The organism is Streptomyces sp. NPDC037421, from assembly GCF_055602105.1.
Map to the genome: position 1 here is coordinate 1 of NZ_JBVJWV010000050.1, position 12224 is coordinate 12224.

A 12224-nucleotide genomic window follows, 5' to 3' on the forward strand; every position below is an offset into this window, starting at 1 on the left:
CCCCCCCCCCCCCCCCCCCCCCCCCCCCCCCCCCCCCCCCCCCCCCCCCCCCCCCCCCCCCCCCCCCCCCCCCCCCCCCCCCCCCCCCCCCCGGGACAGCCGGGCTCAGTCCTCCACGCGCACCGGCATGAGCAGCGAGTACGTCTCCTCGTCGTCGCCGCGGCGGACGGTCAGGGGCGTGGTGCCGGTGCCGGCCTCCAGGACGAGGCGGTCCCGGTCCCCGGCGGCCAGGGCGTCCAGCAGGAAGGCGCGGTTGACCGCGATCCGGTCCCCGTCCGCGGGCGAGAGCCGGTCGCGGACCGTCGCCGCGCCCCCGGCCGTCACCTCCAGCACGCTCACGTCGTACGCCGCGCCGTCCTGCTCCCGCACCTGGCTCCGGACGGGCCCGCTCCGCAGCGCCTCCCGGAACGCGGCCACGTCCACCACGGCCCGGCGTCCGGCCGGCAGCCGTACGAGCCGGCGGTAGTCGGGGAAGCCGGTCCCGGCGCACCGCCCGCCCGCCTGCCGCTCCCCCGCCTCCAGGACCACCCTGTCCCCCTCGACCACCAGCTCCGCGGGACCGTCGTCACCGAGCAGTGCCCGCATCGCGTCGACCAGCGGGGACGGGACGACGGCCTGTACGCGGGTGCCGTCGTGCTCCTCGGAACCGGTGACGGCGGCCGCCGAGACGGCCAGCCGGTACCGGTCGGTGGCGACGACCCGCAGCGTCCGGCCCTCGATGTCGAACAGGACGCCGCCGAGCATCGGCAGCTCCGGGTCGGTGCTCGCGGCGAACCGGACCGCGTCCAGCGCGGCGGCCAGCCCGGGCCCGGACACCGTCAGGCGGACGGCGGCGGTGTGGGCGTGGGCGAAGGTCGAACTCATCGGGATCTCCCTGGCATCGAGAAGGGCACGGACCGTGGAGAACGCGCGGCGCGCGTCCGAGAGGCCCCGCTCCAGCCGGAGCAGATGCTCCGAGAGCAGCTTCCGCACGAGGGCGCTGTCGGACCCGGACCATCCGGCCGTCACCAGCCGGATGTCCGCCAGCGGCATGCCGGCCCGGCGCAGGTGCGCCAGGAGGCGGGCCTCGTCCAGCTGTCCGGGCCCGTACCAGCGGTACCCGCTCACCGGGTCCACCCAGTCCGGGACCAGTACCCCGGCGCCGTCGTAGAACCGCAGCGCGCTCACGCCCAGTCCGCTGTCCCGGGCCACCTCGCCGATACTGCGCATCTCGTTCCCCACGCCCAGCACTCTGATCCCTCCACCAAGTCGAGGGTCAAGCCCGCATGGTGCCCGTCCCCCGGTCCCACGACCAGCAGAACACCCCCGGCTTCCACAGGCGGACCCCCGTCGCGGGTTCCGCTCCCCGGACGTTGAGGTGGTGGCCCGTGCTGAACACCATCCGCAGGGCCCCGTTCTTGAACGCGACCGCCGACCGGACCGTGGCACCGACGAGCCGGTCCGACTCCTCGACGGACAGCGCGGCCGCCCCGGGGGCGGACGCCGGGCCGTCGGTCAGGAGCACCGGCCCGCAGACCGTGAGCACCACGCCGTCGGCGAGCGTCACGGTGAGGTCCGGCCCGTCCTGTCCGTCCCGCGGCAGGGCGACGGCCACCACACGGGTGCCCCTCAGCCCGATGAGCCAGCGGTCGGCGAGCTCCTCGATCACGGCAGGTCCGGCAGGTGGTCGAAGATGTTCCCGATGCTGTCGCCCGGACTGCCGTCGGGCATCTGCGGATGGACCTCGCCCGTCTTGGGGTCGATGAGCATGTCCGGGTTCTTGTTGCCGCCGATCCCGCGCCATCCTCCCTGGGCCTTCACCTTGTGGATCGCGTCCTTGATCTGCTTGACGGAGTAGCCGGTCGCCTTCGCGATCGCGGCGGGCCTGCTGCACAGCCCGTTGGAATTGTGCACCAGGACCGGAGTGGCGCCCGCGAGCACGTAGTAGGTGTGGAGGCCGTTGACCGTCAGGTTGTAGGCGCCCCGGAGTTCCTTCCAGTGGGCGACCTTGTCGATCGCGACGGTGGCGCCGTCCGGCGTGCGGAGGGTGTCGCCGGAGTTGAGGTCGGCCGCGTCCGTCCACTGCTTGCGGTTCTCCGACCAGAACGGGTGGTGGTCGGTGGCGGTGAGGGTGCCCCGGCCGGCGTCGGCACTGAGGGTGATGCCGGTGAAGTCGAGGTCGTCGGGCGTGTAGATCGTCGCCTCGACCGGGCGCGGGCCGGTGACGCCCGACTCGGGGTCGGCGGCCAGGACCGTGTCGCCGGGCTCGATCCGCTCGATGGGACGGGTCGCCCCGTCGGCCATCAGTACCGGCGTACCGGCCGGGAAGCTGTTGAAGCACCCGGCGATCCTGTCGCCCTTGCGGGCGGCGCGGATGGCGTCGGCGGTGAGCGTCCCGCCCGTCCGGACCCAGCGCAGCACGACGAGCGCGCCGAGGGCGCGGTCGGTGACGCTCAGCTCCTCGCCGGTGGCCAGGTCCTTGCCGCGCAGGGCCTCCACCACGCCCTTGCCGTCGCCGATGCCGGGGAGCAGGTTGAGCAGCGAGCCCATCTTGCGGTCCTGGGCGGCGAGCACCTCGGCCGGCGTCTGGTTCGCGCCGACCTTCTCGTTGACGTGCGAGAAGTCGAACTTGATGTCCGGCACCGAGACGATCTTGTCCGCGGCCTTGTTGAACCCGCGCACGGCGGTGTTCATCTGACCCAGGCCCTCGTTCATCTCACGGACGCCCTCGTTGAGCTTGTCCATGCCCCGGTTGGCCTGCTCCAGGCCCTTGTTGATCCCGTCGATGCTCTCGTTGACCTGGACCATCGTGGCGTTCATCTCATCGAGGGCCTCGTTCATCTGGTCGAGGCCGGCGATGATCTGGTCGATGTCCTTGCCGATTCCCTTCAGCTCGTCGAGCGCGTCGAAGATGCTCGGTCCGTCGGGTGCGGGCTCGACCGGCTTCCGCTCGGGGAAGTAGTCCCCCAGGTAGACGGAGAGGAGGGTGGTGAGCTCGGCGGACGGCTCGCCGACCGCGTCCAGCAGCTCCGAGGCCTGGAACAGCTGGGTGCGGAACTTGTCCAGGTGCGGCCGGGCCGCCTTGTACGTCTTGGCGAGCTGCTTGAATATCTCCTTCCTCCGCTGGGGGTCCGCCTCCTGGTTCGCCTGGGTCAGGAGCGGCCGGAGCTGGCCGGCGAGAGTCCCCATCTCCTTGTTGACCTCGGCGAAGGCCGCGCCCTTGTCCTTCATCGCCGGCTGGGAGATGTAGAGGTACGTGCCCACGGCGAGGCTGAGCTTGAGGGACTTGAGGGCGAAGTCCTTGGCGCACTGCGGGCGTTCGCGCAGCGGCAGCGACCTGCAGTTCGCGTACTTCGAGACCTTGGCGGCCATCTCCAGGAACGTGGGCTCACGCTCGGGCTGCTCGGCCGCCGCGGCCGAGCCGACGCCCGCACCCGCGGTCAGGCACAGGACGGTGAGGACGGCGACGATCTTCTGTTTGACGTGCTGAAACATGCGTTCCTTACGACGCGGCCCGCGAGGGCCGCGCTTCCCCGTGGCGGCACGGCCGCCGTTGTTGCTCACGCGTCACGCGTGTGGTCGGGGCCGACCGTACGGCGTTACCGAAGGTCATGATCATTTGCCCTCAACCGGCCCCGTAGGGTGGGGGGATGGGGACGGAAGCGGAATCGGAGCGGCGGCGGGCGGTGGCCGTGGACCGGCCGTTCCTCCTCGCCGTCCTGTGCGCGGTGGTCGCCGCCGTCGTGAGCTGGACCGAGCTGATCCTGGTCGTGCCCGGGCGGGTGCTGCCGCACTGGGCGGTCGCGGGGACCGTGCTGCTCGCCGCCGTGGCGCTGCGGATCCGCCGCCGCTTCCGGCGGCGCCCGGCGCCCGTCGTCACGGGGTGGTGGTGGGCGGCGTTCGCCCTGCCCGCGCTGGTGGCCGTGGCCGGCGTCGGGCTCGGCGGGGCGGGGGACCTGGGGGCCGAGTACCGGGTGCTGGAACCGGCGGGGCCGGACGGCTGCCGGGCCGTGGTGCGGGAGAACTCGTTCCTCGTGATCGGCGACGGAAGCGTGTACGCGGTGAAGGGCTTCGGGTTCGCCTTCCCCGGCAGCTCCTGGATCGCCGACGACAACGCCCGTCCCATCGCCGCCGGCCAGTACGAGCTGAGCTGGGGCGAGCGGGCGGGGGTCCTGGAGCTGCGCGGCCGCGAGGGCGACCCCGTGATGCCGGGCCTGCACGGGGTCGACTGCCGCTGACGGGCCGGACCGGGCGTGCTGCGAGACGACTCACCCGTCCGGGTGCGCGCCCGCCTCCAGCAGCCGCAGCGCCGCCTCCCGGGCCCGGACGGCCGGTTCCGGGCCCGGCGTCAGGGCGGCGACCACCGTGGCGCCCTCGGCCAGGATCAGGAGCTGGTCCGCGAGGGCGGGGGAGTCGGTCAGGGTGCCCAGCAGGGAGCGCAGCTGCGACTTGTGGCGGCGTACGACGTCCAGCACGGCCGCGGGGCCCGTGCCGAGTTCCCCGTACGCGTTGAGGAAGGCGCAGCCGCGGAAGTCCGGCTCCGAGAACCACCGCGCCAGCCAGTCGAACACCGCCGGCACCGGCTCCCCGGCCCCCGCCACCGCCTCCCGCAGGCCGCCGATCCAGCGGGCGTCGCGCCGCTCCAGGTAGGCGGCGACCAGGGCTTCCTTCGCCGGGAAGACCCGGTAGAGCCGCTTCAGCGGTACGCCCGACTCCGTGCGGATGCGGTCCATGCCGACGGCCTGGATGCCCTCGGCGTAGAACAGCGCCTCCGCCGCGTCGAGCAGCCGGGTGCGGGCCTCTTCGTCGTCCATGGGGTGAAGGGTAGTCCAGAACCGCTTGCGGCGAGAACGTTCGTTCTCTACTTTGAGAACGAACGTTCTCCGAGCTGCGATCCGAGAGGAACTCCCCATGCTCAAGCCCCCGTTCACCGAGGAGACCGCCCGCGCCAAGGTGCAGGCCGCCGAGGACGCCTGGAACACCCGCGACCCCGGACGCGTCGCGCTCGCCTACTCCGAGGACTCCGTCTGGCGCAACCGCGACCGCTTCCTCACCGGCCGCGCCGAGATCCGCGCCTTCCTCGCCGAGAAGTGGGAGCGCGAGCTGGACTACCGGCTGCGCAAGGAGCTGTGGGCGTACACCGGCAACCGCATCTCCGTCCGCTTCGAGTACGAGTGGCACGACGCGGACGGCCAGTGGTGGCGCAGCCACGGCAACGAGCAGTGGGAGTTCGACGACGACGGCCTGATGCGCCGCCGCGAGGCCAGCATCAACGACGTCCCCGTCGAGGAGTCCGAACGGCGGCTACGCGCCTGAGTAGCCGTGTCTGTTCCGTGCCCTCATGTCCGGTTTCGATACCGTGGCGAGGGCGCGGACAGGAGGTGCACGCCGGTGTCGGTGAAGCCGTCGAAGCGCGCGGTGCGGGCGGCCGAGGCCCTCGACGCGCGGGTGCCGCTGGCCGGGCCGGTGCGCGGGGTGCTGCGGAAGGTGTTCCCCGACCACTGGTCCTTCCTGCTGGGGGAGCTGGCCCTCTACAGCTTCGTCGTCCTGCTGCTGACCGGCGTGTACCTGGCGTTCTTCTTCGACCCGTCGATGCGCGAGACCCCCTACCAGGGCTCGTACGAGCCGCTGCGCGGCGTCCTGATGTCGCAGGCCTACCTCTCCACCCTGCGCATCAGCTTCGACGTCCGCGGCGGGCTGCTGATCCGCCAGATCCACCACTGGGCGGCGATCGTCTTCCTCGCCGCCATCGGCGCGCACATGCTCCGCGTGTTCTTCACCGGCGCCTTCCGCCGGCCCCGCGAGCTGAACTGGGTGATCGGCGTGACCCTGTTCATGCTGGCCACGCTGGAGGGCTTCGCCGGCTACTCGCTCCCCGACGACCTGCTGTCCGGCACCGGACTGCGGATCGCCCAGGGCGTCATGCTGTCCGTCCCGGTGGCCGGCACCTACCTGAGCTCCTTCGCCTTCGGCGGCGAGTTCCCCGGAGACGACATCGTCCCCCGCCTCTACCCCGTGCACATCCTGCTGGTCCCCGGGCTGCTGCTGGGGCTGGTCACCGTGCACCTGCTGCTCGTCCTCCGCCTCAAGCACACCCACTGGGCGGGCCCCGGCCGCACCGCCCGCAACGCCGTCGGACTGCCCTTCTTCCCCCAGTACCTGGCCAAGTCCGGCGGCCTCTTCCTCGCCGTCTTCGGGATCCTCGCCGCCCTCGCCGCCGTCGCGCAGGTCAACCCGGTCTGGGTGTACGGCCCCTACCGCACCGACCTGGTCTCCGACGGCTCCCAGCCCGACTGGTACATCGGCTTCCTGGAGGGCGCACTGCGGCTGATGCCCGGGGTCGAGACCCGGGCGTGGGGGCACACCATCTCCTGGAACCCCCTGGTGACGGCCGTCCTCATGCCCGGCCTGCTGTTCGCCGTGCTCTACGCCTACCCCTTCTTCGAACGCTGGATCACCGGCGACACCGGCGAGCGGCACCTGTGCGACCGCCCCCGCGACCGGCCCGTCCGCACGGCCCTCGGAGCCGCGGCCGTCTCCTGGTACGCGGTACTGCTGCTCGCCGGGGCGCAGGACATCCTCGCGTTCGTCTTCGCCCTGCCGCTGCCCCCGCTGACCTGGACGCTGCGCGTCGCCCTCTTCGCCGTGCCGGCGGGGGTCTTCTGGCTCACCAGGCGGCTCTGCCTGGCCCTCCAGTCGCACGAGCGGGAGCTGCTCACGGACGGCGCGGAGACCGGCCTCGCGGTGCAGGGCCCGGAGGGCGCCTTCCACCCGCGGTACGAGGCGCTCCCGCGCGGCGAGCGCTACGTCATGCTCGCCCGGGACCTGCCCGCGCCGCTGGAGTACGACGGCGACCCCACCCGCTCCCTCCCGCGCCGGGTCCTGAACCGCGTCCGGGCGGCCGTCAGCGCCTGGTTCCACCGCGACGGCGTGCCGTACCCGCTCACCCCGGAGCAGCGCCGCAAGGCCGCCGCCGCCCTCGCCGGACCGGACCGGCCGCGGCCCCCCGAGGACGGCGCCTGAGCTACTCCGGGTGGTCCAGGTTCTGGAAGGCGAAGCCGAGGACCCCGGGCAGCAGCACCCCGAAGCCGATCAGGCACAGCCACAGCCCCTGCACCACGCCCAGTCCGACCAGCGCGCTCCCGGCCGCCGTCAGCACGGGGTAGAAGCTGCGGGCCGGGAAGAAGACCCGCCGCCCGCCGGCCTCCCGCACCTCGGCGTCCGTACGGTCCTCCGGGCGCTCCCCGCCCCGCCGGTACTGCCGCCACAGGAACGCCGCGACCAGGGCCGACATCACGAAGGACACGCACAGCGCGGCGGTGCCGGCCGGCTCGCCGGACAGCCACCCGTAGACGGCGGTGGCGGCCCCGAAGAACAGGGCCGTACCGGTGAAGAGCCAGGCCTCACCTCTCAACGGGCACCTCCGGGTGGTGAAGGTCGAAGGCCGGGGATTCCGAACGGATCCGGGGCAGGGCGTGGAAGTTGTGCCGGGGCGGCGGGCAGGAGGTCGCCCACTCCAGGGAGCGGCCCCAGCCCCACGGGTCGTCGACGGCGACCGGCTCGCCGTACCGCTGCGTGCGCCACACGTTGTAGAGGAAGGGCAGCGTGGACAGGCCGAGCAGGAAGGCGCCGATCGTGGAGACGGTGTTGAGCAGGGTGAACCCGTCGGCCGCGAGGTAGTCGGCGTACCGGCGTGGCATGCCCGCCTCGCCCAGCCAGTGCTGCACCAGGAAGGTGGTCTGGAAGCCGGTGAACAGGGTCCAGAAGTGGATCCTGCCGAGCCGCTCGTCCAGCATCCGCCCGGTCAGCTTGGGCCACCAGAAGTAGAGGCCGCCGAAGGTGGCGAAGACGATCGTGCCGAAGAGGACGTAGTGGAGGTGGGCCACGACGAAGTAGCTGTCGGTCAGGTGGAAGTCCAGCGGCGGCGAGGCGACCAGCACCCCGGTCAGCCCGCCCAGCAGGAAGGTGACGAGGAACCCGATGGACCACAGCATCGGGGTCTCGAAGGAGAGCGACCCCTTCCACATCGTGCCGATCCAGTTGAAGAACTTCACCCCCGTCGGCACGGCGATCAGGAACGACAGCAGGGCGAAGAAGGGGAGCAGCACGGCGCCCGTGGCGAACATGTGGTGGGCCCACACCGTCGCGGACAGACCGGTGATGGCGATCGTGGCCCCGATCAGGGACACGTACCCGAACATGGGCTTGCGGCTGAAGACCGGCAGGATCTCGCTGACCACGCCGAAGAACGGCAGGGCCACGATGTAGACCTCCGGATGCCCGAAGAACCAGAACAGGTGCTGCCAAAGCAGCGCGCCGCCGTTCGCCGGGTCGAAGACGTGGGCGCCGAACTTCCGGTCCGCCTCCAGGGCCAGCAGGGCGGCGGTGAACACGGGGAAGGCCAGCAGCGCCAGGATCGAGGTGAACAGCACGTTCCAGGTGAAGACCGGCATCCGGAAGAGCGTCATGCCGGGGGCGCGCAGGCAGATGATCGTGGTGATGAAGTTGACCGCGCCCAGGATCGTGCTGAGCCCCGCCACCGCCAGCCCCATCACCCACAGGTCGGGGCCCGTGCCCGGGGAGAACACCGCCCCGTTGAGCGGGGCGTACGCGAACCATCCGAAGGCGGCCGCCCCGTCGGCGGTCAGGAACCCGGAGACCACCATCAGCCCGCCGAAGAGGTAGACCCAGTAGGTGAAGGCGTTCAGCCGGGGGAAGGCCACGTCGGGCGCGCCGATCTGGAGCGGCATCACCGCGTTGGCGAAACCGGTGAAGGTCGGGGTCGCGAAGAGCAGCATCATGATCGTGGCGTGGATGGTGAACGCCTCGTTGTACTGCTGGTGGGAGAGGATCTGGAGCCCGGGGCGGGCGAGTTCGGCCCGCATGACCAGGGCGAGGACGCCGGCGAAGAGGAAGAAGCCGAAGGCCGTCACCAGGTAGAGGTTGCCGATGGTCTTGTGGTCGGTGGTCGTCAGCAGGCGCAGCACCGCGGAGCCCTGCCGTACCCGCCGCTCGGTCCGGGCCGCGTGGTCCACCGCTGTCATCGGGCCTCCAGTGAGCCTCGCCGCCGAGCGTGCACTCCCATGCCCTACCGCCTCCCCGCCCGGTCACGGGTACGCCGCGCCGAGCGCGGGGAGCCGGTCCCGCCGACCGGAGGATGCCGTCCGCCCGCCCGGACGGGCCGGTGCGCGCTTCGCGGCCTAACCTGGGGGAGGGGCCGACTCCCGAGGTGGTGTGCGATGTCCGACACGACGAGCAGGTACTGGGCCTCAGGAAACTGGCAGGTACGCGCGGGCGAGGAGGACGAGTTCATCCTGCGCTGGACGGAGTTCCTGACCTGGACCCAGGGCTCCGTCGACGGCTTCCTGCACGCCCGGCTGATCCGCGACCTCAACGAACCGGGCCACTTCGTGTCCGTGTCCCGCTGGACCGGCACGCAGGCGATGAGGGACTGGCAGGCCATGCCCGAGTTCACCGAGCTCTTCGGCGCCTGCCGGGCCCTGTGCGAGGACATGAGCAGCGGCATCTTCGAACTGGCCATGGCCGTGGACAAGTGATCGGCTGACACAATGCGTGCATGGCACATGAAGACAAGACCACTGCGGGCGAGGCCGCTTACGGCAAGGACGCCGCCCTCGGCCTCTCGGCCGGCATGTCCGTGGGCATCCTGCTCGGGCTCCTGGTGTTCGACAACATAGGCCTCGGCCTGGCCCTCGGCACCTCCCTCGGCATCACCGTTCCCGCGCTGCGCCGCTCACTCGCCGCGAAGCGCTCCGCGACCCCGCCCGACGGGGCCTGAGCCTCCCGCCCCGCCCGCCGCGGCGGCGGCTACGCGTCGCCGTGGTGGGCGCGGGTGATCAGGTCCGTGGCGACGTCCAGGGCCGCCAGCCGGGTCTCCTCCGGGTCCCCCTCCACGTGCTGGAGGAACATCATCCCCGCGTGCAGCGTGAACAGGGCGCTCACGCAGCGCACCTGGTCCGTCAGCGGGCCCTCGTCGTTGCGCAGCAGTTCCACCAGGGTGAACAGCCGGCGCTTGACCGTCTCCCCGATGCTCAGCTCCCGCATCGTGGCCTGGTTCTCCTGCATGAAGCGGTACAGCGGCGCGCCCGCCGCCATGGCCTCGCTGTAGCGGCGCAGGATCTCCCGCTTCGACTCCAGCGTCTTCGGCTGCTCCTGCGCCCACTCGATCAGCTCGTCGATCGGCTGGGTCAGGTCGTCGAAGACGCTGATGATGATGTCTTCCTTGGTCTTGAAGTGGTAGTACAGCGCCGCCTTCGTGACCTCCAGCCGCTCCGCGATCTCCCGCAGCGAGGTCTTCTCGTACCCCTGCTCGGCGAAGAGCTCCAGTGCGACGTCCTGGATGCGCTGGCGCGTGTTGCCACGGCGCGGCTGCTGCGGACCGGTGCTGGACATGGCTCTCCCAGAGTACTTACTTGACGCCCGGCTAGTGACGGGTCTACCTTCCCCATTGTAGTGAACTAGCCGGGCGGCAAGTAAGTGCCCGGCGCAGTTGTATGTGAACGGGGAGTGGACATGGCGGAGAACATCACGAAAGCAGCGGGCGCCGAGGAGGTGAAGCCGCGCAGCGTGCGTGTCGTCCTCATGGCCCTCATGATCGCAATGCTGCTGGCCATGCTCGACAACATGATCATCGGCACCGCGATGCCGACCATCGTCGGCGAGCTCGGCGGCCTCGAACACCTCTCCTGGGTGGTCACCGCCTACACGCTGGCCACCGCCGCCTCCACGCCGATCTGGGGCAAGATCGGCGACATGTACGGGCGGAAGGGATCCTTCCTCACCTCGATCATCATCTTCCTCGTCGGCTCCGCGCTCAGCGGCATGGCCCAGGACATGGGCCAGCTCATCGGCTTCCGCGCCGTCCAGGGCCTGGGCGCGGGCGGCCTGATGGTCGGCGTCATGGCGATCATCGGCGACCTGATCCCGCCCCGCGAGCGCGGCAAGTACCAGGGCATGATGGCCGGCGTGATGGCCCTCGCCATGATCGGCGGCCCGCTGGTCGGCGGCACCATCACCGACCACATGGGCTGGCGCTGGTCCTTCTACATCAACCTCCCGCTCGGCGCCGTCGCCCTCGCCATGGTGACCGCGGTGCTGCACCTGCCCAAGAAGACAGGACAGGGGGAACGTCCGAAGATCGACTACATCGGCGCGGCCCTGCTGACCATCGCCATCACCTCCACCGTCCTCGTGACGACCTGGGGCGGCACCGAGTACGCCTGGGGCTCCGCCGAGATCGTCGGCCTGATCGCCGTCGGCGTCCTGTCCATCGCCGCGTTCCTCTACGCCGAGACCAAGGCCGCCGAGCCGGTCATGCCGCTGCACATCTTCCGCAGCCGCAACTTCACCCTCATGTCGGTGATCGGCTTCCTCGTCGGCTTCGCCATGTTCGGCGGCGTGCTCTACCTCCCGCTCTTCCAGCAGTCGGTCCAGGGCGCCTCCGCCACCAACTCCGGCCTGCTGCTCCTGCCGATGCTGCTCTCGATGATGGCCGTCTCGCTCGTCGCGGGCCGGATCACCACCAGCAGCGGCAAGTACAAGGTCTTCCCGATCGTCGGCGGCGCCCTCATGGTCGTCGGCCTGTTCCTGCTCGCCACCATGGACACCGGCACCACCCGCCTGGTCTCCGGCCTCTACATGGCCGTCCTCGGCGCCGGTCTCGGCTTCCTGATGCAGATCACCATGCTGGTCGCGCAGAACAGCGTCGAGATGAAGGACATGGGCGTCGCCTCCTCCTCGGCCACCCTCTTCCGCACCCTCGGCGGTTCCTTCGGCGTGGCCCTGATGGGCTCCCTGTTCACCTCCCGGGTCACGGACACCATGTCCGAGCGCCTCGGCCCGCAGGCCGCGCAGGCCGCCGGCTCCGCCCAGCTCGACGCTGCGAGCCTGGCCAAGCTGCCCGAGGCCGTGCGCGACGCCTACCAGCACGCCGTGGCCGCCGGTACCCACTCGGCGTTCCTGCTGGGCGCGGCGATCGCCGTACTGGGCTTCGCGCTCTCCTGGTTCGTCAAGGAGGTCCCGCTGCGGGGCGCGGGTCCGGCCCCGGCCGGCGGTGAGCCCGCCAAGGCCGCGCAGGCCCCGCAGGACTCCTTCGCGCACTGAGCCGCCAGTCACCACCCCGCCTGCCGGCGAGGGGGGGGGGGGGGGGGGGGGGGGGGGGGGGGGGGGGGGGGGGGGGGGGGGGGGGGGGGGGGGGGGGGGTGGGGGGGGGGGGGGGTGGGTGT

The 12224-nt window shown here is 71.6% G+C and carries 13 protein-coding genes; 6 read left to right on the top strand and 7 right to left on the bottom strand.

All coding sequences use genetic code 11. The annotated features are described in order from the left end of the window. Positions 1 to 105: 105 nt before the first annotated feature. From ACZ7IF_RS36655 to ACZ7IF_RS36665, 3 genes are read right to left on the bottom strand one after another with little or no spacing between them, the layout of a single operon-like run. Positions 106 to 1221: a DNA polymerase III subunit beta family protein gene (locus tag ACZ7IF_RS36655; protein ID WP_470980956.1), complete on the bottom strand. Its 1116-nt coding sequence runs from the start codon at positions 1219 to 1221 to the stop codon at positions 106 to 108. Positions 1222 to 1255: 34 nt separating this feature from the next. Further along, complete coding sequence (locus ACZ7IF_RS36660) at positions 1256 to 1648, bottom strand: DUF6188 family protein (protein ID WP_470980959.1); 393 nt, start codon at positions 1646 to 1648, stop codon at positions 1256 to 1258. Continuing rightward, positions 1645 to 3474 carry a polymorphic toxin-type HINT domain-containing protein gene (locus ACZ7IF_RS36665; RefSeq protein ID WP_470980962.1) on the bottom strand — a complete coding sequence of 610 codons (1830 nt, stop codon included), beginning with the start codon at positions 3472 to 3474 and terminating at the stop codon, positions 1645 to 1647. Before ACZ7IF_RS36665 ends, ACZ7IF_RS36660 begins: the two co-directional genes overlap by 4 nt. A 155-nt stretch (positions 3475 to 3629) precedes the next feature. Between ACZ7IF_RS36665 and ACZ7IF_RS36670 the strand changes: the two genes are divergently transcribed. Further along, the gene (locus tag ACZ7IF_RS36670; protein ID WP_470980965.1) at positions 3630 to 4217 is read left to right on the top strand and encodes a hypothetical protein; all 588 of its coding nucleotides are present in this window, start codon (positions 3630 to 3632) and stop codon (positions 4215 to 4217) included. Between the two features lie 30 nt (positions 4218 to 4247). Here ACZ7IF_RS36670 and ACZ7IF_RS36675 read toward each other — a convergent pair whose 3' ends face one another. Beyond that, positions 4248 to 4793, bottom strand: coding sequence for a TetR/AcrR family transcriptional regulator (locus ACZ7IF_RS36675; protein WP_470980967.1), 546 nt, complete (start codon positions 4791 to 4793; stop codon positions 4248 to 4250). A 97-nt stretch (positions 4794 to 4890) separates the two neighbouring features. Here ACZ7IF_RS36675 and ACZ7IF_RS36680 point away from each other — a divergent pair, with 97 nt between their 5' ends. Together ACZ7IF_RS36680 and qcrB are read left to right on the top strand one after the other, a co-directional pair. Continuing rightward, entirely contained in the window at positions 4891 to 5295 is a 405-nt protein-coding gene (locus ACZ7IF_RS36680; protein ID WP_470980970.1) for a nuclear transport factor 2 family protein, read from the top strand. A 75-nt stretch (positions 5296 to 5370) separates the two neighbouring features. After that, a complete protein-coding gene (gene qcrB, locus ACZ7IF_RS36685; RefSeq protein ID WP_470980972.1) occupies positions 5371 to 7002 on the top strand; it encodes a cytochrome bc1 complex cytochrome b subunit in 1632 nt (543 codons plus the stop codon). A 1-nt stretch (position 7003) separates the two neighbouring features. Here qcrB and ctaF read toward each other — a convergent pair whose 3' ends face one another. After that, positions 7004 to 7393 (bottom strand): aa3-type cytochrome oxidase subunit IV, encoded by a 390-nt coding sequence (ctaF, locus tag ACZ7IF_RS36690; RefSeq protein WP_470980975.1) that lies wholly within the window; start codon positions 7391 to 7393, stop codon positions 7004 to 7006. After that, a complete protein-coding gene (ctaD, locus tag ACZ7IF_RS36695) occupies positions 7383 to 9023 on the bottom strand; it encodes an aa3-type cytochrome oxidase subunit I (RefSeq protein ID WP_470980978.1) in 1641 nt (546 codons plus the stop codon). The genes ctaF and ctaD overlap by 11 nt, the downstream gene beginning before the upstream one ends. A 195-nt stretch (positions 9024 to 9218) precedes the next feature. Between ctaD and ACZ7IF_RS36700 the strand changes: the two genes are divergently transcribed. Together ACZ7IF_RS36700 and ACZ7IF_RS36705 are read left to right on the top strand one after the other, a co-directional pair. Then, positions 9219 to 9536 (top strand): antibiotic biosynthesis monooxygenase family protein, encoded by a 318-nt coding sequence (locus tag ACZ7IF_RS36700; protein WP_470980981.1) that lies wholly within the window; start codon positions 9219 to 9221, stop codon positions 9534 to 9536. Between the two features lie 20 nt (positions 9537 to 9556). Further along, positions 9557 to 9778: a hypothetical protein gene (locus ACZ7IF_RS36705; protein ID WP_470980984.1), complete on the top strand. Its 222-nt coding sequence runs from the start codon at positions 9557 to 9559 to the stop codon at positions 9776 to 9778. 29 nt (positions 9779 to 9807) lie between these two features. Here ACZ7IF_RS36705 and ACZ7IF_RS36710 read toward each other — a convergent pair whose 3' ends face one another. Next, on the bottom strand, positions 9808 to 10392 hold the full coding sequence (locus tag ACZ7IF_RS36710; RefSeq protein ID WP_470980986.1) for a TetR/AcrR family transcriptional regulator: 585 nt from the start codon (positions 10390 to 10392) through the stop codon (positions 9808 to 9810). 120 nt (positions 10393 to 10512) lie between these two features. Here ACZ7IF_RS36710 and ACZ7IF_RS36715 point away from each other — a divergent pair, with 120 nt between their 5' ends. Further along, the gene (locus tag ACZ7IF_RS36715) at positions 10513 to 12102 is read left to right on the top strand and encodes an MDR family MFS transporter (RefSeq protein ID WP_470980989.1); all 1590 of its coding nucleotides are present in this window, start codon (positions 10513 to 10515) and stop codon (positions 12100 to 12102) included. Positions 12103 to 12224: the final 122 nt, after the last annotated feature.

Bases quoted from the DNA above. Each gene is read 5' to 3' on its own strand.
- ACZ7IF_RS36675 (WP_470980967.1), bottom strand. From the start codon at position 4,793: ATGGACGACGAAGAGGCCCGCACCCGGCTGCTCGACGCGGCGGAGGCG.
- ACZ7IF_RS36670 (WP_470980965.1), top strand. From the start codon at position 3,630: ATGGGGACGGAAGCGGAATCGGAGCGGCGGCGGGCGGTGGCCGTGGAC.
- ACZ7IF_RS36680 (WP_470980970.1), top strand. From the start codon at position 4,891: ATGCTCAAGCCCCCGTTCACCGAGGAGACCGCCCGCGCCAAGGTGCAG.
- ACZ7IF_RS36705 (WP_470980984.1), top strand. From the start codon at position 9,557: ATGGCACATGAAGACAAGACCACTGCGGGCGAGGCCGCTTACGGCAAG.
- ctaD (WP_470980978.1), bottom strand. From the start codon at position 9,023: ATGACAGCGGTGGACCACGCGGCCCGGACCGAGCGGCGGGTACGGCAG.
- ACZ7IF_RS36710 (WP_470980986.1), bottom strand. From the start codon at position 10,392: ATGTCCAGCACCGGTCCGCAGCAGCCGCGCCGTGGCAACACGCGCCAG.
- ACZ7IF_RS36665 (WP_470980962.1), bottom strand. From the start codon at position 3,474: ATGTTTCAGCACGTCAAACAGAAGATCGTCGCCGTCCTCACCGTCCTG.
- ACZ7IF_RS36715 (WP_470980989.1), top strand. From the start codon at position 10,513: ATGGCGGAGAACATCACGAAAGCAGCGGGCGCCGAGGAGGTGAAGCCG.
- ACZ7IF_RS36700 (WP_470980981.1), top strand. From the start codon at position 9,219: ATGTCCGACACGACGAGCAGGTACTGGGCCTCAGGAAACTGGCAGGTA.